20 protein-coding genes and 3 tRNA genes are annotated in these 22,308 nt (G+C 70.1%); 10 read left to right on the top strand and 13 right to left on the bottom strand.

Going from position 1 to position 22,308, the window contains the following annotated elements; all coding sequences use genetic code 11:
- Window positions 1-275: 275 nt before the first annotated feature.
- Window positions 276-995 carry an SOS response-associated peptidase gene (locus tag FHR78_RS10555; protein WP_243862280.1) on the top strand — a complete coding sequence of 240 codons (720 nt, stop codon included), beginning with the start codon at window positions 276-278 and terminating at the stop codon, window positions 993-995.
- Between the two features lie 18 nt (window positions 996-1,013).
- On the opposite strand, the gene FHR78_RS10560 is transcribed toward FHR78_RS10555, so the two are convergent.
- The 3 genes from FHR78_RS10560 to FHR78_RS10570 form a co-directional block, all read right to left on the bottom strand.
- Window positions 1,014-1,547 carry a hypothetical protein gene (locus FHR78_RS10560; RefSeq protein ID WP_166760435.1) on the bottom strand — a complete coding sequence of 178 codons (534 nt, stop codon included), beginning with the start codon at window positions 1,545-1,547 and terminating at the stop codon, window positions 1,014-1,016.
- Window positions 1,547-2,671 (bottom strand): Fic family protein, encoded by a 1,125-nt coding sequence (locus FHR78_RS10565; protein WP_347878147.1) that lies wholly within the window; start codon window positions 2,669-2,671, stop codon window positions 1,547-1,549. Before FHR78_RS10565 ends, FHR78_RS10560 begins: the two co-directional genes overlap by 1 nt.
- Window positions 2,672-2,911: 240 nt before the next feature.
- Window positions 2,912-2,995 (bottom strand) — tRNA-Leu (locus FHR78_RS10570).
- A gap of 109 nt (window positions 2,996-3,104) precedes the next feature.
- On the opposite strand from FHR78_RS10570, the gene FHR78_RS10575 reads away from it, so the two are divergent.
- The 7 genes from FHR78_RS10575 to pknB all read left to right on the top strand — a co-directional run bounded on the left by FHR78_RS10575 (window position 3,105) and on the right by pknB (window position 12,244).
- Entirely contained in the window at window positions 3,105-3,818 is a 714-nt protein-coding gene (locus FHR78_RS10575) for an FhaA domain-containing protein (protein WP_166760436.1), read from the top strand.
- A complete protein-coding gene (locus tag FHR78_RS10580) occupies window positions 3,815-4,351 on the top strand; it encodes an FHA domain-containing protein FhaB/FipA (protein WP_432207149.1) in 537 nt (178 codons plus the stop codon). Before FHR78_RS10575 ends, FHR78_RS10580 begins: the two co-directional genes overlap by 4 nt.
- A gap of 6 nt (window positions 4,352-4,357) precedes the next feature.
- Window positions 4,358-5,602 (top strand): PP2C family protein-serine/threonine phosphatase, encoded by a 1,245-nt coding sequence (locus tag FHR78_RS10585; protein WP_166760437.1) that lies wholly within the window; start codon window positions 4,358-4,360, stop codon window positions 5,600-5,602.
- 169 nt (window positions 5,603-5,771) lie between these two features.
- Window positions 5,772-7,064, top strand: coding sequence for an FtsW/RodA/SpoVE family cell cycle protein (locus tag FHR78_RS10590; RefSeq protein WP_243862504.1), 1,293 nt, complete (start codon window positions 5,772-5,774; stop codon window positions 7,062-7,064).
- Window positions 7,064-8,536 carry a peptidoglycan D,D-transpeptidase FtsI family protein gene (locus FHR78_RS10595; RefSeq protein ID WP_166760439.1) on the top strand — a complete coding sequence of 491 codons (1,473 nt, stop codon included), beginning with the start codon at window positions 7,064-7,066 and terminating at the stop codon, window positions 8,534-8,536. The genes FHR78_RS10590 and FHR78_RS10595 overlap by 1 nt, the downstream gene beginning before the upstream one ends.
- Complete coding sequence (locus FHR78_RS10600; protein ID WP_166760440.1) at window positions 8,533-10,332, top strand: serine/threonine-protein kinase; 1,800 nt, start codon at window positions 8,533-8,535, stop codon at window positions 10,330-10,332. The genes FHR78_RS10595 and FHR78_RS10600 overlap by 4 nt, the downstream gene beginning before the upstream one ends.
- A gap of 202 nt (window positions 10,333-10,534) precedes the next feature.
- The gene (gene pknB, locus FHR78_RS10605; protein WP_166760441.1) at window positions 10,535-12,244 is read left to right on the top strand and encodes a Stk1 family PASTA domain-containing Ser/Thr kinase; all 1,710 of its coding nucleotides are present in this window, start codon (window positions 10,535-10,537) and stop codon (window positions 12,242-12,244) included.
- Between the two features lie 27 nt (window positions 12,245-12,271).
- Here pknB and FHR78_RS10610 read toward each other — a convergent pair whose 3' ends face one another.
- From FHR78_RS10610 to FHR78_RS10620, 3 genes are read right to left on the bottom strand one after another with little or no spacing between them, the layout of a single operon-like run.
- Window positions 12,272-12,910 (bottom strand): anthranilate synthase component II, encoded by a 639-nt coding sequence (locus tag FHR78_RS10610; protein ID WP_166760442.1) that lies wholly within the window; start codon window positions 12,908-12,910, stop codon window positions 12,272-12,274.
- Window positions 12,907-13,068 (bottom strand): hypothetical protein, encoded by a 162-nt coding sequence (locus tag FHR78_RS10615; protein ID WP_166760443.1) that lies wholly within the window; start codon window positions 13,066-13,068, stop codon window positions 12,907-12,909. The genes FHR78_RS10610 and FHR78_RS10615 overlap by 4 nt, the downstream gene beginning before the upstream one ends.
- 2 nt (window positions 13,069-13,070) lie before the next feature.
- The gene (locus FHR78_RS10620; protein WP_166760444.1) at window positions 13,071-13,847 is read right to left on the bottom strand and encodes a class E sortase; all 777 of its coding nucleotides are present in this window, start codon (window positions 13,845-13,847) and stop codon (window positions 13,071-13,073) included.
- A 114-nt stretch (window positions 13,848-13,961) separates the two neighbouring features.
- Here FHR78_RS10620 and FHR78_RS10625 point away from each other — a divergent pair, with 114 nt between their 5' ends.
- On the top strand, window positions 13,962-14,225 hold the full coding sequence (locus tag FHR78_RS10625) for a cell division protein CrgA (RefSeq protein WP_166760445.1): 264 nt from the start codon (window positions 13,962-13,964) through the stop codon (window positions 14,223-14,225).
- 165 nt (window positions 14,226-14,390) lie between these two features.
- On the opposite strand, the gene FHR78_RS10630 is transcribed toward FHR78_RS10625, so the two are convergent.
- Both FHR78_RS10630 and FHR78_RS10635 read right to left on the bottom strand, forming a co-directional pair.
- The gene (locus FHR78_RS10630) at window positions 14,391-15,236 is read right to left on the bottom strand and encodes a rhomboid family intramembrane serine protease (RefSeq protein ID WP_166760446.1); all 846 of its coding nucleotides are present in this window, start codon (window positions 15,234-15,236) and stop codon (window positions 14,391-14,393) included.
- The gene (locus FHR78_RS10635) at window positions 15,237-15,776 is read right to left on the bottom strand and encodes a peptidylprolyl isomerase (protein WP_166760447.1); all 540 of its coding nucleotides are present in this window, start codon (window positions 15,774-15,776) and stop codon (window positions 15,237-15,239) included. It lies immediately after the preceding gene.
- 138 nt (window positions 15,777-15,914) lie between these two features.
- Between FHR78_RS10635 and FHR78_RS10640 the strand changes: the two genes are divergently transcribed.
- The gene (locus FHR78_RS10640; RefSeq protein WP_166760448.1) at window positions 15,915-16,460 is read left to right on the top strand and encodes a hypothetical protein; all 546 of its coding nucleotides are present in this window, start codon (window positions 15,915-15,917) and stop codon (window positions 16,458-16,460) included.
- Between the two features lie 317 nt (window positions 16,461-16,777).
- Here FHR78_RS10640 and FHR78_RS10645 read toward each other — a convergent pair.
- The 5 genes from FHR78_RS10645 to gyrB form a co-directional block, all read right to left on the bottom strand.
- A tRNA-Ala gene (locus FHR78_RS10645) sits at window positions 16,778-16,850 on the bottom strand.
- A 36-nt stretch (window positions 16,851-16,886) separates the two neighbouring features.
- Window positions 16,887-16,960: transfer RNA gene (locus FHR78_RS10650), tRNA-Ile, on the bottom strand.
- A 71-nt stretch (window positions 16,961-17,031) separates the two neighbouring features.
- Window positions 17,032-17,439 (bottom strand): DUF3566 domain-containing protein, encoded by a 408-nt coding sequence (locus tag FHR78_RS10655; RefSeq protein WP_166760449.1) that lies wholly within the window; start codon window positions 17,437-17,439, stop codon window positions 17,032-17,034.
- Window positions 17,432-20,104, bottom strand: a complete 2,673-nt coding sequence (gene gyrA, locus FHR78_RS10660) for a DNA gyrase subunit A (RefSeq protein ID WP_166760450.1) — start codon at window positions 20,102-20,104, stop codon at window positions 17,432-17,434. Before gyrA ends, FHR78_RS10655 begins: the two co-directional genes overlap by 8 nt.
- Before the next feature lie 77 nt (window positions 20,105-20,181).
- Complete coding sequence (gyrB, locus tag FHR78_RS10665; protein WP_166760451.1) at window positions 20,182-22,155, bottom strand: DNA topoisomerase (ATP-hydrolyzing) subunit B; 1,974 nt, start codon at window positions 22,153-22,155, stop codon at window positions 20,182-20,184.
- Window positions 22,156-22,308: the final 153 nt, after the last annotated feature.

A 22,308-nucleotide genomic window follows, 5' to 3' on the forward strand; every position in this document is an offset into this window, starting at 1 on the left:
GCCGACCCGCCTCCGGCTGCTCCGTCACGAAACGGAACAGCCCCACACACAACGGGACCCGCCGCCTGCCCCGCCCAGCCGATCCGTCACGAAACGGAACAGCCCCACACAGACGACGGAACCCACCTCCAGCTGATCCGTCACGAAACGGAACAGCCCCCACACACAACGGGACCCGCTGCCCCCGCCCCCGCCCATGCGTCGTGAAACGGAACAGCCCCCACACAGACGACGGGACCCGCTCCCTCAGCTGAGCGGGCACCCGGGGCGAGAGCATGCACCGACGCACCCGCGAGAGCAGACTGGCCCCCATGTGCGGCCGCTACGTCATCGCCACGGCGACCTCCGACCTGCTGCCCGAGCTGCTCGGAGGGCTCGGCGAACTGCCCGACGACTTCAACGTCGCCCCGACCATGGTGGTGCCCGTGGTGCGCGTCCGCCACGGCGAGCGCGAGCTGGCCCAGGCCCGATGGGGGCTGACGCCACCGTGGTACCCCGACCTCAAGAAGCGGCCGCAGCCGATCAACGCCCGCGTCGAGACGGTCGCGACGAGCGGCATGTTCCGACGCCCCTTCGCCCAGGCGCGGTGCATCGTGCCGGCCCTCGGCTACTACGAGTGGGTCGTGACCGAGACGGGCAAGCAGCCGCACTTCGTCCACCAGCCCGACGCCGGGCTCGCGATGGCGGGCGTGATGAGCGCCTGGCCCGACCCAGCCAAGGAGGACGACGACCCCTCGCGCTGGGTGCTGTCGATGTCGATCATCACCCGTGACGCACACGTCGCGCCCGGCGAGGTCCACGACCGCATGCCGTCGTGCCTCACGCCGGACGCCTACGACGACTGGCTGGGCGACCACCTCGACGCCGGCGAGCTGCTCTCGCTGCTCGACCGCACCTCCTTCGAGGTCGCCCACGACCTGGTCCACCACGAGGTGACGCGCGACGTCGGGTCGGTGCGGAACACGGGCCCGCGCCTCATCGAGCCGCTGCGCTGAGGACGGCGACGCCGACGCTCAGTCGACGGGGCCGTGACCGCGGTCGGGCGTCGCGGCGGGTCCAGGCCGAGGAGGCGGCGGTCCGGCGTCGAGGACCGGGCCGGACACCGGGCCGCGTGCCGGGACGTCGATCGTCGGGCTGACCGGGGCGCCGCCGGGCGCGGGCCGGCCCATGAGGAGGGCGAGGGCGGTCCGCGGGCTCGTGGCGAGGACGGCGAGCGCGGTGCCGCCCACCGTGGCCGCGGCGGTGAGGACGAGCGCCAGGGCGGGCACGCCGAGGGGGCCGGCGATCCCGGCCGTGCCGGCGGCGACGCCGACGGTGACAGCGGCCTGGACGGGTCCGCGCCAGAGGGCGTGGGCGGACGTCCGGTGCCAGACGTCGAACAGGACGCTCGTCACGGCGACCCCGCCGATCAGCGAGATGAGGATCGGCGCCGTGCGGCCCTCGTTCCCGGACCAGACGAGCCCGACGACGAAGGCGAGCACCACCACGACGGGCGCGGCGATCGCCTGCCAGGTCATCTGCCGCCGCAGCCGCTCCGTCTCGCTCATCAGAACAGGGAAGGGGCGGTCTCCGGAGCCGCGCCTTCCTCGTCTCGAGCCAGGAGCCGCAGGAACCGGCTGTTGACGAAGAGCCGTTCGCGGCCCGTCTTGACGTCCGTGAGGACGCCAGCCTCGACGAGGGTCTTCAACCAGCTCGTCGCCGTGGGGCGCGAGACGTCACACCGGCGCATCACGTCGCCGATGCGCGAGTAGGGCTGTTCGAAGAGCACGGCCAGGAAGTCCGCGTTGACGCCGGGCTTGAAGGCCGTTCGCAGGTCCGCGTGGAACTCCGCCTGCAGTTCGCGGATCGCATCGATCTTGGAGAGGGTCGACACCGCAGTGGCCCTGATGCCCTCGAGCATGAACAGGATCCAGGCCTCCCAGTCGCCGTCGCTCGTCACGCCCTGGAGGAGCGAGTAGTAGCTCGACTTGTTCTGGATGACGTAACGGGAGAGGTAGAGGATCGGCTGGCTGAGCAACCCCGCGTCGACCAGGACGAGAACGTTCAGCACCCTGCCTGTCCTCCCGTTCCCGTCGGCGAACGGGTGGATCGCCTCGAATTGGTAGTGCGAGACAGCCATCCGTACGAGCGGGTCCACGTCGGAGTCGTCGTTGAGGTACTGCTCCCAGTTCCTCAGCTTCTCCTCTATCACCGCTCTGCCCACGGGCGGCGTATAGACCGCCTCGTGCGTGACGGGGTTGCCGATGAAAGTTCCCGGTTCATCCCGGAGGGGCATGTCGCGCAGCTTGATCAGGGAGCAGACATCGTGCGCGATCCGAACGCCGACGGGCCTCGTCCGGACGAGCTCGAAACCGGTGTTCAGTGCCGTGCGGTAGCGCAGTGCCTCACGGGTAGCCGGATCGGCCGCTCCTGCGTCGTCGTGGGCGTACTTGAAGAGCTCGTCCGTCGTCGTGACGATGTTCTCGATCTCCGAGCTCGCCTGTGCCTCCAGGATCGGGATGCTGTTGATGAGCACGGTGGGGTTGGGGATGTTCCGCGCGGCTTGTTCGAGCGCTGCCAGGGCAGCCCGGGCCGCGATCGTGGCCTTCAGCACAGGCCGGGTCTCGAGCTCGTGCCGGGGCGGCAGAAGGGGGAGTTCGTTGAACGGCCTGTCGGCACTCCAGTCGGTCACGTCCCGAGCCTAGGGGACGTGTAAAGAAATCCGCGTTTTCTTTGCATGTCGCAACGACGTGCCAAGCGGCTTTGCACTGAACGTCGCCGCAGGAGCGGCGGCGCGACAAAAGAACACCGCGAACGAAGAAGGCCCTCCGACAGGAGGGCCTCTCGCCCCGTCGCGCCGCAGGGGCGGCGGCGCGACAGAAGAACACCGCGAACGAAAAAGGCCCTCCGATAGGAGGGCCTTTCGTTCGCGTGCGCGAGGGGGGACTTGAACCCCCACGCCCTTTCGAGCACTGGCACCTGAAGCCAGCGCGTCTGCCAATTCCGCCACTCGCGCGAACTCGAGAACATTATCATGTCCGAGCGCCTCGTCCGAGCACGGACGGGGGCCGTCCACGCCGTCCGGCTAAGATCGGGCGACCAGCGACCCCCGAACCTGGAGACCCATGGGACTGCTCGACAACTTCGAACGCGGGCTGGAGCGCGCCGTGAACGGCGCCTTCGCCAAGACGTTCCGTTCGAGCGTGCAGCCTCTCGAGATCACGAGCGCGCTGCGCCGCGAGCTCGACACGAAGGCCGCCGTGGTCTCTCGCGACCGCATCCTCGTGCCGAACGAGCTGCTCGTCCGGCTGTCGCCCGTCGACCACGAGGCGATGGCCGCGGTGGGCCCGGCGCTGATCGACGAGCTGACCCAGCTGACGCAGCGCCACGCGACGGCCCAGGGCTACCAGTTCGCCGGGCCGCTCCGGGTGCGCCTCCGCGAGGACGACTCGCTCAGCGTCGGCATCCTGGCGGTCGACTCCCGCAACGTGCAGGGCGACGTGAAGTGGCGCCCGTTCGTCGACGTCGACGGCACCCGTCACGCCATCACCGGTCAGCGCACGGTCATCGGCCGGGGCAGCGACGCCGACATCACCGTGCAGGACACGGGGACGAGCCGCAAGCACGTCGAGATCCTGTGGGACGGCCAGCGTGCCCAGGCCCGTGACCTCGGCTCGACGAACGGCTCGAAGCTGAACGGCCAGCCCCTGTCGAAGGCCCCCCTGCAGCCCGACTCGGTCATCGAGATCGGTCGTACGCGTATCGTGTTCCGCGTGCTCCCCCAGTCCGCGACGCCCGACCCCTTCGACGGGCCCGACGTCCGAGGGGGATCCTGGTGACCAGTGAGCTGACGCTCTTCGCCCTCCGGTTCGGCTTCCTGGCCGTGCTGTGGCTCTTCGTCTTCGCCGTCGTGTTCGCGCTGCGGTCCGACCTGTTCGGGCAGCGGCCGCGCAAGATGCCGGCCGACCAGCAGCCGGGGCAGTCCTCGGCGTCGGCCGCCGCGCCTCCTGCGCCCCGGCCCGCCCCCGCGGCGGCTCCCGCGCAGCAGCAGCGCCCCCCGGCGGCGCCCGCCTCCGACGGGGCGGCGACCCGCCTCGTCATCACGAAGGGCGCCAAGGCCGGCCTCGAGATGCCCCTGGGCGGCGGTCCGCTGACCATCGGCCGGTCCCAGGACAGCGCCCTGGTCATCCGGGACGACTACACCTCGACGCACCACGCCCGACTGATGCTCTGGAACGGACGCTGGGTCGTGCAGGACCTCGACTCCACGAACGGGACCTTCCTCGACGGCGAGCGCGTCACGGTCCCCACCCCGGTGCCGTCGGGCGCCACGGTGACGATCGGGCAGACGAGCTTCGAGCTGCGTCGGTAGCCGCCCATGACGACGCCCAAGAGTGCCGCCCTGTCCAACGTGGGCAAGATCCGGTCCAACAACCAGGACAGCGGCTATGCCGGTCAGCAGCTGTTCGTCGTCGCGGACGGCATGGGCGGGCACGCCGGCGGCGACGTCGCCTCGGCGATCGCGATCCGTCGCATCCGCGAGACCGACAAGCACTACACGTCGCCCGGCGACGCCGAGTTCGCCCTGCAGTCGTCGCTGATCGCGGCGAACCAGCTGCTCGCCGAGACGGTCTTCGAGCACCAGGAGCTCACGGGCATGGGCACGACCGTCAGCGCCATGCTGCGGGTCGGCGACAGCATGACGATCGCCCACATCGGCGACTCCCGCATCTACCTCTGGCGCGACGGCGAGCTGAGCCAGATCACGGCCGACCACACGTTCGTGCAGCGTCTCGTCGACAGCGGCCGGATCACCCCCGAGGAGGCGGCGGTCCACCCCCGCAGGAGCGTCCTGATGCGCGTCCTGGGCGACGTCGACGCGGCCCCCGAGATCGACACGGCGATCATCGGCACGCAGCCGGGCGACCGGTGGCTGATCTGCTCGGACGGCCTCAGCAGCTACCTCGCCGAGGACCGCATCGTGAAGGCCCTCGCGGCCGGGCTCGACGCCGAGCAGACGACCCAGCGGCTGGTCAAGGAGACGCTCGACCACGGCGCCCCCGACAACGTGACGGTGGTGGTGGTCGACGTCGACGACAGCGGCGACAGCGGCGTCGAGCCCGCGGTGACCGTCGGCTCGGCCTCCGCGCCGCTCACCTTCGAGGGCGAGGCGGGCCGCAAGTCGCTCCGTCTGCCGACGATCCTGCTGCACCCGCTCAAGGTCGCCTCGACGCCGGAGGACAGCCACTTCGAGCCCGAGTCCGACGAGTACCTCGCCGAGCTCATCGCCGAGGATCGTCGTCGTCGTCGTCGCCGTCGGGTGACGTGGCTGGTGGCCGTCGTGGTCGCCGTCGCGGCCCTCGTCACCGGCCTGTTCCTCGCCTACCAGTGGACGCAGGACCACTACTACGTCGGCGAGCGCAGCGGCACCGTCGTCATCTACAAGGGCGTGCAGCAGACCCTCGGGCCGATCTCGCTCAGCGAGGTGCACGAGGTGACCGACGTGCGCGTGGACGACCTGCCGAACTACACGCAGCAGACCGTCGAGGACACGATCAACGCCGACTCGCTCAGCGACGCCCGGGCCATCGTCGAGAGGCTGGCCGATGCCGTCGATCGATGACCAGCGGTCCTCCGACGAGGCCTCGACCGAGCTGATCGGCCGGCCCGCAGGAGGCGCGGGCGGGTCCCGCAGACCGCCGCGCGCCTCCTCGGACTCGCCCCAGAACCTGACGCAGGCGATCACGCTGCGCCTGCGCCAGCCGGCTCGGCTGCGCAACCTCGAGCTGCTCATGCTGTTCATCGCGGCGGGCATCTGCGCCGGCGCGATCGTGCTCGTGCAGCTCGGCGCGACGGGCGAGATCGACGCGTCGGTGCTCGTCGCCGGCTCGGCCGTGCTGGGCCTCGGGCTGATCTTCCACCTCGTGCTGCGCGTCGTCGCCCGCGAGGCCGACCCGTTCCTGCTGCCGATCGCCCTGACGCTGAACGGCATCGGCATCTCGATGATCTACCGCATCGACCTCGCCTACGGGCGCGACGGGTGGGCGGCCTTCGGCGTCAAGCAGATCGCGTGGACCGTCATGGCCATGACGATCGCGCTGGCGGCGCTGATCGTCATCCGCAACTACCGGGTGCTGTCGCGGTACCGCTACATCGCCATGTTCGTGTCGATCGCGCTGCTGCTGCTGCCGTTGATCCCCGGGCTCGGCCGCGACGGCCTCAACGCCCGCGTCTGGATCGACATCGGCCCGTTCTCGTTCCAGCCGGGCGAGATCGCCAAGATCACGCTGGCGATCTTCTTCGCCGGGTACCTCGTCACCGCCCGCGACAACCTGTCGCTGATGGGCCCGAAGATCCTGGGCATGCGGTTCCCGCGGGCCCGCGACCTCGGGCCGATCCTCGTCGTGTGGGTCGTGGCGATGGGCGTGCTGATCTTCCAGCGCGACCTCGGCACCTCGCTGCTCTACTTCGGCCTGTTCCTCGTGATGATCTACATCGGCACGGGGCGCGGCAGCTGGATCGTGCTCGGCCTCACGCTGTTCCTCGGCGGTGCCATCGTGGCCAGCACGTTCCTCGGCTACGTCCAGGGCCGCTTCCGCGCCTGGCTGAACCCGTTCGACCCGACCGAGTACAGCGCCGACGGCGGCTCGTACCAGCTCGTGACGGGCCTGTTCGGGTTCGCGAACGGCGGGCTCGTGGGCACCGGCCTCGGCCAGGGGCGTCCGCAGACGACGCCGCTCGCCGAGAGCGACTACATCTTCGCCTCGCTCGGCGAAGAACTCGGCCTGGCCGGCATCTTCGCCATCCTGGCGCTCTACCTGCTGCTCGTCTCGCGCGGGTTCCGCATCGGCTTCGTCGGACAGGACGACTTCGGGCGCATGCTCGGCGTCGGCGTCTCGTTCGTCATCGCCCTCCAGGTCTTCGTCGTGATGGGCGGCGTCACGCGCGTGATCCCGCTGACGGGCCTGACGGCTCCCTTCATGGCCGCGGGCGGCTCCTCCCTCGTGGCGAACTGGATCATCGTGGCGCTCCTGCTGCGGCTGTCCGACTCCGTCCGCGACCAACCGAGGCTGGTGATCGGCTGATGAACAAAGAACTGAAACGCGTGAGCCTCGTCGTGCTCGCCATGTTCGTGGCGCTCTTCGTCTCGAGCTCGTACATCACGACGATCCAGGCCGACTCGCTGCGGGCCGACGGCCGGAACTACCGTTCGCTGCTCGCCAGCTACTCGGCCCAGCGCGGCCCGATCCTCGTCGGCGGCCAGCCCGTCGCCCAGTCGGTCCCGGTCGACGACGTCTACGAGTTCCAGCGCACGTACCCGCAGCCCGACCTCTACGCCCCGGTGACGGGCTACTACACGCTCGGCCAGGGCTCGCGGGGCGTCGAGGACGCCATGAACGAGTACCTCACCGGCAACGCGAACTCGCAGTTCTTCGACCAGATCAACTCGCTGCTGACGGGGCAGGACCCGGAGGGCGCGACGGTGAACCTCACCCTCGACCCCGCCGTGCAGCAGGCCGCCTGGGACGCCCTCGGCGACAACACCGGCTCGGTCGTCGCGATGGACCCGGCCACGGGCCGCATCCTCGCGATGGTCTCGAAGGAGAGCTACGACCCGAACCCGCTGGCCTCGCACGACCCGGCCGCGGTCAAGAGCTCCTACGACGCCCTCGTCGCCGACCCGGGCGACCCCCTGCAGAACCGCGCCATCCAGGGCGACCTCTATGCCCCGGGCTCGACCTTCAAGCTCGTCACCGTGGCCGCGGCGCTCGAGAGCGGCGACTACACGCCCGACAGCGCGTTCCCGAACCCCGCGACCCTGCAGCTGCCCGGCTCGACGTTCAGCATCAACAACGCCGAGGGCGGCAGCTGCGGCGGCGGCGAGACGGCCACCATCGCGACCGCCCTGCGCCTGTCGTGCAACATCCCCATGGCCCAGCTCGGCCAGGCCCTCGGCGCCGACGCCCTGTCCGAGCAGGCCGAGGCCTTCGGGTTCGGCGACGACTCGATCGAGATCCCCCAGGCCGTGACGCCGAGCCGGTTCCCCACCGAGTCGGACGGCGAGCCGATCGACGACGCGACGCTCATGCTGCAGTCGTTCGGCCAGGGCTCGGACCGCGTGACGCCGCTGCAGATGGCCATGGTCTCGTCGGCCATCGCCAACGGCGGCACCCTCATGGACCCGACCCTGGTCGACAGCGTGCTCAACCCCGACCTCAGCCCTGTGGAGGACTTCTCCCCCAGCGAGTACGGGAAGCCCGTGAGCACGGCGACGGCCCAGACGATGACCGACATGATGGTCCAGGACGTCGCGGACGGCGCCGCGAGCGGTGCGAGAATCGCTGGTGTCGACGTCGCGGGCAAGACGGGGACGGCCGAGAACGGCACGGGCGATCCGTACACCCTGTGGTTCACCGGCTTCGCGCCGGCTGCGGACCCCGAGGTGGCCGTCTCGGTCGTGGTCGAGAACGGCGGCGGGCTCGGGCAGTCCGCGTTCGGGAACAGTGTCGCGTCACCAATCGCGAAGAAAGTACTAGAGGCGGTGCTGAACAAATGAGACCTTCCGGCGGAATCACCTTCGGTGGGCGATACCAGTTGTCGACCCGTGTCGCCATCGGCGGCATGGGCGAGGTCTGGGAAGCCACCGATCTCGTCATCGGCCGCACGGTCGCCATCAAGATCCTCAAGGACGAGTACCTGGGCGACCCCGGGTTCCTCGAGCGCTTCCGCGCCGAGGCGCGGCACGCCGCCCTCGTCAACCACGAGGGCATCGCGAACGTCTTCGACTACGGCGAAGAAGAGGGCAGCGCCTACCTGGTGATGGAGCTCGTCCCCGGCGAGGCCATGTCGACCGTGCTCGAGCGCGACCGGGTCCTGCCCACCGACAAGGTGCTCGACATCGTCGCCCAGACCGCGTCGGCCCTCCAGGCCGCGCACGCGGCCGGCCTCGTGCACCGCGACATCAAGCCGGGCAACCTGCTCGTCACGCCCGACGGCCGCGTCAAGATCACCGACTTCGGCATCGCGCGCATCGCCGACCAGGTCCCGCTCACCGCGACCGGCCAGGTCATGGGCACCGTGCAGTACCTCTCGCCCGAGCAGGCGAGCGGGCACCCGGCGTCGCCGAGCACGGACATCTACTCGCTCGGCATCGTCGCCTACGAGGCCCTCGCGGGCCGCCGTCCGTTCACGGGCGAGTCGCAGGTCGCGATCGCGATGGCGCAGATCAACGAGCAGCCGCCGGACCTCCCCTCGACGGTCTCGGAGCCCGTGCGACGCCTCGTGCTCTCGTGCATCGCGAAGAAGCCCGCCGACCGTCCGGCCAGCGCCTCGGCGCTCGCCCAGGCGGCCCGGGCCCTCCGCCGCGGCGACGTCGCGGCCGCGACCGTGGCCGTGCCGATGATCGGCGCGGCTGGGGCCGGCGACGCCGCCACGCAGGTCTTCTCCGCACAGGACGACCGCACGCAGGTCTACGACCCCGCCGGCACCGCCCAGCAGCCCGCGGCGGGCGCCGCCTGGATCCCCGGCGCCGCCGACCCGGACGCCCAGCGCCTCGACGACGAGGACGACGAGAAGAAGCCGCGCAGCCCGTGGTTCTGGCCCCTCATCGTCCTCGGCGTGCTCGTGCTCGTGGGCGCCGCCGCGCTGATCGCGTTCGCCGTCACCGCGGACGACCCGACGCCCGTGCCCACGACGACGTCGGCGACCCCGCCGCCTCCGTCGCCGTCGAGCACGAGCCCGGAGCCCGAGCCGACCCCGACGACGGTCGCCATCGACGAGAACGCCTACCTGGGGCTCACCGAGGACGAGGCCCGAGCGCAGCTCGTCGAGCTCGGACTCGACGTGACCGCCGTCGACGCGTCCACGCCCCCCGCCGACCAGGCGGCCGTCGGCACGGTCGCCGGGCTCGACCGCAGCGGCAACGTGCCCATCGGGGCGTCCATCACGATGTACATCTACCGTGCGGCGCCGACGCCCCCGCAGCCGACCGGGCCGACCGCCTCCGCCACCAGCGTGCTGGGCGACGGCCAGCAGACGGTCAACATCTCGTGGCAGGCCTACGGCAACTGCCCCGTGGGCTACACGCTGACCGGGTACACGTACTCGATCACCGGCGGCACCGACACGGCCGGCCAGACGGCCGGCCAACTCGGCACCAACGTGACGAGCGTCGCCGTGAAGTCGGCCACCCCCGGCAACCTGACCGTGCAGTACGTCGCGGTCTGCGGCCAGCTCAGCTCGGCGCCCTCCGCCGGCGTCACGGTCACCGTCACGGAGCCCGTGGCGACGGAGACCCCCGACCCGTCGGTCCCCCCGGGCGACGGGAACGAGGGAGGCACGGGCCGCGGCTAGCGAGCCGACAGCCTGAGAGCTCGAGAGAGGCTACGACCGTCCCCACGGTCGTGGCCTCTCTCGTCCCCGGGCGTCACGAACCGCTGACAATCATCCCTCGGGCGTAGGCCTGCACCCCGTCCGAGGGCCGGGGCCCGGATACACTGGGTGCGGTTCGGAAGGGTCGCGCAGCCGCGGGGTCCCAGAGGGGAGGCTGAGGCGCGTGGTCGAAGGTGTGAGAGAGGGAATCCACCTCCTCGCGAACCGGTACCAGATCGGCGAGCTGATCGGTCGGGGCGGCATGGCCGACGTGCACGTCGGCACCGACGCCCGGCTGGGCCGCAGGGTCGCGATCAAGCTGATGAAGCCGTCCCTCGCCACCGATCCCGCCTTCCGCACCCGCTTCCGCCAAGAGGCGCAGGCCGCCGCCCGCATGGCGCACCCCACGATCGTGCGCGTCTTCGACGCGGGCGAGGAGTCCACCCGCGACCGCAGCGGCCACGAGGTGCAGGTCCCCTTCATCGTCATGGAGTACGTCGAGGGCCGACTGCTCAAGGACATCGTCCGCGAGGGCCCGATGGACCCGGCCGAGGCCGTCCGCGTCACCGAGGGCATCCTCACCGCCCTCGAGTACTCGCACCGCGCCGGCGTCGTGCACCGCGACATCAAGCCCGGCAACGTGATGATCACGCACGCGGGCCAGGTGAAGGTGATGGACTTCGGCATCGCCCGCGCCATCTCCGACTCGTCCGCGACGGTCGCCCAGACCACGACGATCCTGGGCACGGCCCAGTACTTCAGCCCTGAGCAGGCCCGCGGCGAGACCGTCGACGCCCGGTCCGACCTCTACTCGACCGGCGTGCTCCTCTTCGAGCTGCTCACCGGCCGGGCGCCGTTCCGGGGCGACTCCCCCGTGGCGGTCGCCTACCAGCACGTCAGCGAGGCACCGGTGCCGCCGAGCACGGTGATCCCCGCCGTGTCGCCCGCCCTCGACGCGGTCGTGCTGCGAGCCCTCGCGAAAGATCGCTTCGAGCGCTTCCAGACCGCGGCCGACTTCCGGGACGACGTCCACGCGGCAGGCGAGGGGCGGGCTCCCGAACGCCGCCGGCCGCCCGTCGAGGCCGGCTCGACCCTCTTCGGCGTCGACCCGCACAGCCGGGCCGGCAGCGAGGCCGCCCTCAAAGAGCTCTCGTCCGACGACAACGACCGCCCGCAGCGCACCCAGACCCGGCCCCCCGTGGCGTGGATCTGGGCCGGCATCGTGCTGGTCGGCATCGTCATCGTCGCCGTCGTCTTCTGGGTGGCCAACCTCACGCCGCCCCAGATCGACAACGCGCAGACGTCGACCATCCCGCAGGTCGTCGGCACCACGTACGACGACGCGGCCGCCCAGCTCGGCGACCTCGACCTCACGGTCACCCGCACCGAGGTCCCGAGCGACACGGTCGACGAGGGCGTGGTCATCTCGACCGACCCCGAGCCCGGCATCTCCGTCCCCAAGAACACGACGGTCGCCGTCACCGTCTCGTCCGGGCCCGTCACGGTGGCCATGCCCTCGGTCGACGGGCAGTCCCTCGACGCCGCGTGGGCGGCGATCACCGCGGCCGGTCTGACCCAGGGGCAGCAGACCAGCGACTACTCGCCCGACGTGCCCGAGAACACCGTGCTCGAGTCCGACCCCGCCGGCGGCACCGAGCTCGACGAGGGCGCGACGGTCGACCTCGTCGTCAGCAACGGCAAGGTCAAGGTGCCCGACGTCACCCGTCAGACGCTCGCCCAGGCCGTCGCCGTCCTCGACGACCAGCTGGGCCTCACGGTGCAGTCGTACGTCGACCCCGGCTGCTCGGGCGGCAGCGTCTCGAACCAGTCGCTCCCGCCGGGCGACCAGCCGCAGGGCTCGACGATCGAGCTCGGCGTCTGCAGCGCGGGCTGAGCCCGCGGGGCGTCAGGCCGCGGGGCGTCAGGCCAGGTCGACCAACGGGCTCAGCCCACGGGCCGTGACCGCCGCCTCCGGCAGTCCGGCGACCCCCAGCCAGTTGCCGATCATCTGGTAACCGCCCTGGGTCAGCACCGACTCGGGGTGGAACTGCACGCCGTAGAGCGGCGCCGCCCGGTGCCGCAGGCCCATGATCACGCCGCCCGTGGTGCGCGACGTGACCTCGAGGTCGCCGGGGACGGTCTCGTCGACGACGGCCAGCGAGTGGTACCGCGTCGCCGTGAAGGGCTGCGGCACGTCGGCGTAGAAGGCGCTGTCATCGTGCTCGACGCGCGAGGTCTTGCCGTGCATGAGCTCGTCGGCGTGGGTGACGGTGGCGCCGAGCGCCTCGGCGATCGCCTGGTGGCCGAGGCAGACGCCGAGCAGGGGCTTGTCGACGGCCAGTGCGGCGTGCACGACGTCGACCGAGACGCCGGCGTCGGCGGGCGTGCCGGGACCGGGCGAGAGCAGCACGGCGTCGTACTCGGCGATGCGGTCGGCGATCTCGACGTGGCCGAACGCGTCGTTGCGCACGACGTCGGTCTCGGCTCCGAGCTGCTGCAGGTACCCGTTCAGGGTGTAGACGAAGCTGTCGTAGTTGTCGACGACCAGGATGCGCGTCATGAGTCCTCCACGGTGACGTCGGGGGCGGGGATGAGCTCGTTGACGAGAGGGAACACCCACTCGACGAGCGCGTACAGCACCGCGGCGACGAGGACGAGCAGCACGAGCAGCCGCAGCCACCACGGTCCTGGGAGGATACGCCAGAGGGCTCCGTACACGGTCAGCCCCCGATCCCGGCGGCGGCCAGCGAGGCGGGCGGGCCGTCCGCGAGGGGCTGCCACGAGTCGAAGACGCCGTACGCGACGATGCGCTCGCGCGCCGAGAACATGGGGTTGCAGCTGGTGAGGGTGATGAGGCGCTCCCCGGAGGCGGCGGTCACGTCGGGCGCGTCCGGCACCGGCTGCAGCACCGAGACCTGGGTCGCCTGCACGTACTGGAGGTTGCGGAACCGGTAGGTGTACCAGCCGTCGGCGGTCTGGACGACGATCTCGTCGCCGGGCCGCAGGTCGGCCACGGCGTTGAACGGGGCGCCGTACGTCGTGCGGTGCGCGGCGATGCCGAAGTTGCCGACCTCGCCCGGCATCTGCGTCTCGTCGTAGTGCCCGATGCCGATCTTGTTGAGGGTGCGCACCGTGCTGGTGCCGCCGCCGATCGGCACGGCGTAGTCGGCCCCGAACCGGGGCACGTAGAGGTTGCCGAAGGCCTGGCCGTCGGCGGGCGCGGCCGTCACCGGCGGATCGCCGGCCGGGTCGGTCGTCGCGGGGGGCGCCTCCGCCGACTGCTGCTCGAGCTGCTGCGAGAGCTGCGACGCCTGGTCGCGGTGCTCGTCGGCGACGACGAGGTCGTTGAACCACTGCTGCCACGCGATGAAGAGCAGGACGAGCACGCCGGCCGTGATGAGCAGCTCGCCGAGCACCCCGACGACGGTCACCCGGGGGCGGCTGCGCCGACGGCGGCGGCGGGCGCCTGCCGGGGCGGGGCGCGCGTCGACGGTCATGGGTCGATCCTAACGGCGGCGCCCTCGGAGCCGGGCCCCGGCCGCCGACCCGTCGTGGGCCTGCACGGACCGTCTCCCCAGGCCCGTCACGGCCGCCACGGTAGGATGTGCGCCATGGCTGCTGACAAGAACCCCACCTCGAAGCCCGCCCGCGCCCGCGCGGACCGCTCCGCCGAGGCGCGCCCCGCGGCCGACGCCCCGAACCCGGTGTGGTTCAAGCCGGTCATGTTCGGCTTCATGCTGATCGGGCTCGCCTGGATCGTCGTCTTCTACGTCAGCCAGAGCGCCCTGCCCATCGGCACGCTCGGCTCCTGGAACATCTTGATCGGCTTCGGCATCATGTTCATCGGCTTCCTGATGACGACCCGCTGGCGCTGACCTCGGCTCGAACGGGTGTTCGCAGTTACACGGGTGTAAGTATCCCCAGTGTTGATAGACCTGTGGATAACTCGGTGGACAACCTCGGTCGGTGAGCCGGCGGTCTCATGACGAAGGAGGCGGCACCCAGGTGGGTGCCGCCTCCTTCGTCGTTCCTGCCCTGCGTCAGGCCAGCCCGAGGTACATCGCCGAGCGTCCGAGGACGATCAGCAGGCACACGAGGCCGATGGCGACGAGCGCTCCCATCTGCACGGCCGTCTTCGAGCGGTGCCGCGTCTTCGTGTAGACGAACGACACGAGCGCCCCGACGACGAGGCCGCCGAGGTGGGCCTGCCACGAGATGTTCGGCGAGATGAAGCCGATCGCGAGGTTGATGCCGAGCAGCACCAGCAGCTGCACGCCGTTCGAGCCGCCGAGGCTCCGCGCGATGACGAAGAACCCGGCCATGAGGCCGAAGATGGCGCCGGACGCGCCGACCACCGGGGTCAACGGCGACAAGAGCGTGACGGCGGCTGCCCCGCCCAGCCCGCTGATGAAGTACAGGGCCGCGTAGCGGGCACGCCCCAGGGTGCGCTCGAGCTGCGCCCCGAAGATGTACAGCGCGTACATGTTGAAGACGATGTGCCAGATGCTGCCGTGGGTGAACATCGACGTGACGATGCGCCACGGTTCGGTGAGGGCGTAGGGCGCGTAGTACGCGAACGCCGAGCTGACGACCCCGCCGGTGAGGACCTGCGCGAGGTAGACGAGCAGACTCACGCCGATGAGGCCGTAGGTGACGACGGGGGCCCCGCCGCGCGAGGCGCTGCGCACGGCGCCGAGGACGCGAGGCTGCACCCGGGGTGCGGCGTCGCGCGCCTCGCGCACGCACTCGGGGCAGTGGACGCCCACGGGTGCGGGCGTCTGGCACTGACCGCAGATGGTGCGACCGCAGCGCTGGCAGAGCACGAAGCTCTGCCGGTCGGGGTGGCGGTAGCAGTGGTTCGCTGCGTCGGCGGGGACCTGCGTCACCTAGACCTCGTCGATGGTGACGCTCTGGATGACGACGTCGTCGAGGGGCTTGTCGCGCGCGTCGGTGGGGACGCCCTCGATGGCGTCGACGACCTTCTTGGACTCGTCGTCGGCGACGACGCCGAAGATGGTGTGCTTGCCCTGCAGCCACGGGGTCGGCACGGTCGTGATGAAGAACTGCGAGCCGTTCGTGCCGCGGCCGCCCTGCTTGCCGGCGTTCGCCATGGCGAGCACGTAGGGCTCGGCGAAGGTCAGCTCGGGGTGGATCTCGTCGTCGAACTGGTAGCCGGGGCCGCCGATGCCCTGGCCGAGCGGGTCGCCGCCCTGGAGCATGAAGTCCTTGATGATGCGGTGGAACACGACGCCGTCGTAGAGCGGGTCGGTGCTGACCTTGCCCGTGGACGGGTGCGTCCACTCGATGGTGCCGGTGGCGAGGCCGGTGAAGTTGGCGACGGTCTTGGGTGCGTGGTCGCCGAACAGGTTCACGGTGATGGTGCCGTGGTTGGTCGTGATCGTGGCGACTGCGGTGTGCTTGGACATGGGCCCATTCTCCCACAGGGCCCTCGGAGCGTCAGGGAGCGCCCAGCGACCGCGGTGTTACCTGCCAGGAAGCCTCGTGCCAGGATGGGAGGCCAGCAATGAACTGACCCGTTGCCTACTAGTCGTTGGAGGAACACTGTGGCCCTGTCACGCAAGCAGAAGAAAGAACTGAAGAAGTTCAAGAAGCACGCGTTCGACGTGTGGTCGGAGCAGCGCGAGGTCGTCAGCCACGCGGGCAAGGTGCTCAGCGACGCCCGTGACCACGGTGTCACCTACGCCCAGAAGAACGTGACGCCGCGCATCAAGCACGCCGTCGACCAGAACGTGCGCCCCGCCGTCTCGCAGGGCCTGTCGGCCGGCAGCCACGCGGCGACCGTCGCTCAGGACCGCCTGAAGCACGACATCTACCCCGCCATCTCGTCGTACCTGAGCGGTCTCGACCTCGTCGACCAGAAGCAGGTCGCTAAGGCCGTCAAGAAGGCCAAGAAGCAGGGCGGCAAGTTCGCCTCGCAGGCGTCGAAGTACGCCCCCGCCGCGAAGAAGTCGGGCCCCGGCGTCGGCGGCGTGCTGCTGATCGGCCTCGGCGTCGTCGCCCTCGGCGGCCTCGTCTTCGCCGCCGTGCAGACGCTCCGTGCCGACGACGAGCTCTGGGTCGCCGACGACGACGCCGACACCAAGGCGTAGCCCCCGCCACACCCCGCACCCCCACGAAGGGCCCGCCTCCCCCCGGAGCCGGGCCCTCCGTGCACCCCCCGCCCGCGGCAACAAGCGAAGCGACGTTGCCCGCGGCGACGAGCGAAGCGACGTTGCCCGCGGCAACGAGCGAAGCGACGTTGCCCGCGGCGACGAGCGAAGCGATGTCGCCCCCGCGCACGACTCGCCCATCTGGGTCGGCGGAGCCGACGCGCTGCGCCGCAGGGGCGGCGGCGCAGCCAACGAGCACGAACGAGAAATCCCCGCGAGCCCACGCAGTGGGCGAGCAGGGAAAGGCCTATTTCTCGTGGAGCCTAGGAGAATCGAACTCCTGACATCCTGCTTGCAAAGCAGGCGCTCTACCAACTGAGCTAAGGCCCCGTGGTGGGGATGCACCCGCCGGGCGACCTACGGGAGTGGGGCTAACAGGACTTGAACCTGTGACCTCTTCGTTATCAGCGAAGCGCTCTAACCGCCTGAGCTATAGCCCCCGGACCGTCGTAAAGCCTACAGCACCACGACGGAGATGACGAATCGACCGTGAGGGTCGAGGCGTCCCGGATCAGTTGTTGGTGAAGCCGACCAGGAGGCCGCCGGTGACGCGGACGCTCAGGTTGTAGAGCACGGCCACGACGGCGCCGAGGACGGTGCCGACGACGACGTTGAGGACGGCGACGACCACGGAGAACAGCATGACCTGGCCGACGTTGAAGCTCTCCTGGATGGTGAAGTTCTGGTCGCCCAGGATGTCGCGCAGCACCTGGTCGAGGTCGTTGAAGATGCCGGTCTGGTTGAGGATCAGCCAGATCAGGAAGGTCGCGACGACGGTGACGATGCCGAGGGCGACGGCGATCAGGAACGACAGCTTCACGACGGACCAGAAGTCGATGTAGACGAGCTTCAGGCGCACCTGCTTGGTGCCGGACGGTCGAGCGGTCTTGCGCTGGAGCTTCTCCGCGACGCTACTCATTGATGGGTTCCTCTCCGGTGCTGCTGTCGTCGGCCGTGTCCGTGTCGGTCTCGGTGACGGGCTCGACGGCGTCGATCACGTCTCCGGGGGTGACTGCGGGCACGGCGTCGTTGTCGCCGACGGCGTCGATGACGGCCTCGTCGGACGGTGCCACGAGGTTGCGCTCGGTGTTGCGCGCCAGTGCGATGATGCGGTCGTCGGCGGCGAACCGGGCGAAGACGACACCCATGGTGTCACGTCCCTTCGCCGGTACCTCGGCCACCGCAGAACGTACCACCTTGCCGCTCGACAGCACGACGAGCACCTCGTCGTCGTCGCCGACGATGAGGGCGCCGGCGAGGTCGCCGCGCGCCTCGGCGAGCTTCGCGACCTTGATGCCCAGGCCGCCGCGGTTCTGCACCCGGTACTGGTCGGCGCCGGTGCGCTTGGCGTAGCCGCCCTCGGTGACGACGAAGACGTAGCCGGCGTCGTCGGCGACGGAGGCGGACAGCAGCGTGTCGCCCTCGCGGAACGTCATGCCCTTCACGCCCGAGGTCGAGCGGCCCATCGGGCGCAGCGAGTCGTTCGTCGCGGTGAAGCGCAGCGACATGCCGTGGCGCGAGACGAGCAGCAGGTCGTCGCTCTCGTCGACGAGCAGCGCCGAGACGAGCTCGTCGTCGTCGCGCAGGTTGATCGCGATGATGCCGCCGGTGCGGTTCGTGTCGTACTCGGTCAGGGCCGTCTTCTTGATCAGCCCGTCGCGGGTGGCGAGCACGAGGTACTGGGCGACCTCGTAGTCGCGGATGTCGAGCACCTGCGAGATGGACTCGTCGGGCTGCATGGCGAGCAGGTTGGCGACGTGCTGTCCCTTGGCGTCGCGCCCCGCCTCCTGCAGCTCGTAGGTCTTGGCGCGGTAGACGCGGCCCTTGTTCGTGAGGAACAGCAGCCAGTGGTGCGTCGTCGTCACGAAGAAGTGGTCGACGACGTCGTCGGCGCGCAGCTGGGCGCCGCGGACTCCCTTGCCGCCGCGGTGCTGGCTGCGGTAGTTGTCGCTGCGCGTGCGCTTGACGTAGCCGCCGCGGGTGATGGTGACGACCATCTCCTCTTCGGGGATGAGATCTTCGACGCTCATGTCGCCGTCGAAGCCGAACATGATCTCGGTGCGGCGGTCGTCGCCGTACTTGTCGGTGATCTCGCGCAGCTCGTCGCTGACGATCGTGCGCTGGCGCTCCGGCTTGGCGAGGATGTCCTTGTAGTCGGCGATCTCTCGCTCGAGCTTGTCGGCGTCGTCCTGGATCTTCTGGCGCTCGAGGGCGGCCAGGCGACGCAGCTGGAGGTTGAGGATGGCCGAGGCCTGGATCTCGTCGACGTCGAGCAGCTCCATGAGGCCGGCCCGCGCCTCCTCGACGGTGGGCGACCGACGGATGAGCGCGATGACCTCGTCGAGCGCGTCGAGCGCCTTGAGGTAGCCGCGGAGGATGTGGGCATCGGCCTCGGCCTTCTTGAGGCGGAACTGCGTGCGCCGGACGATGACGTCGATCTGGTGCGCGACCCACGCCGAGATGAAGCCGTCGAGCGCCAGCGTGCGCGGCACGCCGTCGACGATGGCGAGCATGTTGGCGCCGAAGTTCTCCTGCAGCGAGGTGTGCTTGTAGAGGTTGTTCAGGACGACCTTGGCGACGGCGTCGCGCTTGAGCACGATGACGAGGCGCTGGCCGGTGCGGCCCGAGGTCTCGTCGCGGATGTCGGCGATGCCGCCGATGCGGCCGTCCTTGACGAGCTCGGCGATCTTGATCGCGAGGTTGTCGGGGTTCACCTGGTACGGCAGCTCGGTGACGACGAGGCAGGAACGGCCCTGGATCTCTTCGACGTTGACGACGGCGCGCATCGTGATGGAGCCGCGGCCGGTGCGGTAGGCGTCCTGGATGCCCTTGACGCCGAGGATCTGGGCGCCGGTGGGGAAGTCGGGGCCCTTGATGCGCTGCATGAGCGCCTCGAGCAGCTCTTCGCGGGTGGCCTCGGGGTTCGACAGGTACCACTGCGCCCCGGAGGCGACCTCGCGCAGGTTGTGCGGCGGGATGTTGGTCGCCATGCCGACGGCGATGCCGACGGAGCCGTTGACGAGCAGGTTCGGGAACCGGGCCGGCAAGATGGCGGGCTCTTGCGTGCGGCCGTCGTAGTTGTCCTGGAAGTCGACGGTGTCCTCGTCGATGTCGCGCACCATCTCGAGCGCGAGCGGGGCCATCTTCGTCTCGGTGTACCGGGGCGCGGCGGCGCCGTCGTTGCCGGGCGAGCCGAAGTTGCCCTGGCCGAGCGCCAGGGGGTAGCGCAGGCTCCACGGCTGCACCAGCCGCACGAGCGCGTCGTAGATGGCCGTGTCGCCGTGCGGGTGGAACTGGCCCATGACGTCGCCGACGACGCGCGAGCACTTCGAGAACGCACGGTCGGGGCGGTAGCCGCCGTCGTACATCGCGTAGATCACGCGACGGTGCACCGGCTTGAGGCCGTCGCGCACCTCGGGCAGGGCGCGCCCGACGATGACGCTCATGGCGTAGTCGAGGTACGAGCGCTGCATCTCGAGCTGGAGGTCGACCTGCTCGATGCTGTCGCGCTTGATCGCCGCGGGGAACGCGGTGGTGCCCTCGGCGTCGGTGCCCTCGGGGGTGTCGTTCGGCTCGTCGGCCATGATTCTCCGTCTGTCGTGGTCTGCCCCGGTGTCCTCCGCGGGGCGCGGGCGTGCTCCGGCTCAGCCGGGGGCACGCGTCAGATGTCGAGGAAGCGGACGTCCTTCGCGTTCTGCTGGATGAAGTTGCGGCGCGACTCGACGTTCTCGCCCATGAGGGTGTCGAAGATCGTGTCGGCGGCGGCGGCGTCCTCGAGGGTCACCTGCAGCAGGGTGCGGGTCTCGGGGTCCATCGTGGTCTCCCAGAGCTCCTTGTAGTCCATCTCGCCGAGGCCCTTGTAGCGCTGGATCGCGTTCTCCTTGGGGATGCGCTTGCCGGCGGCCTTGCCCGAGACGAGCACGGCGTCGCGCTCGGCGTCGCTGTAGACGTACTCGTGCGCGGCGTTGCTCCACTTGAGCTTGTAGAGCGGCGGCTGGGCGAGGTAGACGTAGCCGAGGTCGATGAGCGGCCGCATGTAGCGGAACAGCAGCGTGAGCAGCAGCGTCGTGATGTGCTGGCCGTCGACGTCGGCGTCGGCCATCAGAACGATCTTGTGGTACCTGGCCTTCTCCGGGTCGAAGTCCTCGCCGATGTCGGCGCCGAAGGCCTTGATCATGGCCTGGACCTCGTTGTTGCCCAGGGCACGGTCGAGACGGGCCTTCTCGACGTTGAGGATCTTGCCGCGCAGGGGCAGGATCGCCTGCGTCTCGGGGTTGCGCCCCTGGACGGCCGAGCCGCCGGCCGAGTCGCCCTCGACGATGAAGATCTCGCTGAGCGACGGGTCTTTGCTCTGGCAGTCCTTGAGCTTGCCGGGCATGCCGTTCGACTCGAGCACGCCCTTGCGTCGCGTCTGCTCGCGCGCCTTGCGGGCGGCCATGCGCGCCTGCCCGGCGAGGATGCCCTTGCGGACGATCTCGGCGGCCTGCTTGGGGTTGCGGTCGAACCAGTCGGTGATCTGGTCGAAGGTGACCTTCTGCACGAACGACTTGGCCTCGGTGTTGCCGAGCTTCGTCTTCGTCTGCCCCTCGAACTGCGGCTCGCCCAGCTTGATCGAGATGACGGCGGTCAGGCCCTCGCGCACGTCGTCGCCGGTGAGGTTGTCGTCCTTCTCCTTGAGCAGGTTCTTCTCACGGGCGTAGCGGTTGATCAGGGTCGTCAGCGCGGCGCGGAAGCCCTCTTCGTGGGTGCCGCCCTCGTGCGTGTTGATCGTGTTCGCGTAGGTGTGGACGCTCTCCTGGTACGAGGTGTTCCACTGCATCGCGACCTCGAGCGAGATCTTCTTCTCGACGTCCTCCTGCTCGAAGGCGAGGATGTCGTCGTGCACCGTCTCGACCTTCTTGGTCGCGTTCAGGTACTGGACGTAGTCGACGAGGCCCTTCTCGTAGTGGAACACGTCGTGCCGCGGCTCGGCGTCGTCGGGCTGCGGACGCTCGTCGCTGAGCTCGATGCGCAGGCCCTTGTTGAGGAACGCCATCTGCTGGAACCGGGTGCGCAGGGTCTCGTAGTCGAACTCGACGGTCTCGAAGATCTCGGCGTTCGGCCAGAAGGTGATGGTCGTGCCCGTGGTGTCGTCGGCCTCGCCCTTGGCGAGCGGCGCGACGGGCACGCCGTCGGTGAAGCTCTGGCGGTAGACGTTGCCCTGACGGCGCACCTCGACGTCGAGCTCGCTCGACAGGGCGTTGACGACCGAGCTGCCGACGCCGTGCAGGCCGCCGGACACCGCGTAGCCGCCGCCGCCGAACTTGCCGCCGGCGTGCAGCACGGTGAGCACGACCTCGACGGTCGACCGGCCCTCGACCGGGTGGACGTCGACGGGGATGCCGCGGCCGTTGTCGACGACGCGCACCCCGCCGTCTTCGCGCATGGTGATCTCGATGTGGTCGCAGTGCCCCGCGAGGGCCTCGTCGACGGAGTTGTCGACGATCTCGTAGACGAGGTGGTGCAAGCCGCGGGGGCCCGTCGACCCGATGTACATGCCCGGTCGCTTGCGCACCGCCTCGAGCCCCTCGAGCACCTGGATCGCGCTGGCGCCGTAGGAGTCGTCGGGCTGGGCGTCGGCGGGGTTCGGTGTCATGTTCGCGGGGGCTCCTGGCGTCTGGGACGAGGGACGTCGACCGGTCAGGACCTGGTGAACACGGCCCACGGACGACCTTGAGAGTCTACCGCAGGCCTGTCCCCCACGGGGCGGATTCCGCCCTCAGAGGGATTTTCCCGAGCCCGGAGGACG

Source organism: Frigoribacterium faeni (genome assembly GCF_011761235.1).
Classification (GTDB): domain Bacteria; phylum Actinomycetota; class Actinomycetes; order Actinomycetales; family Microbacteriaceae; genus Frigoribacterium; species Frigoribacterium faeni_A.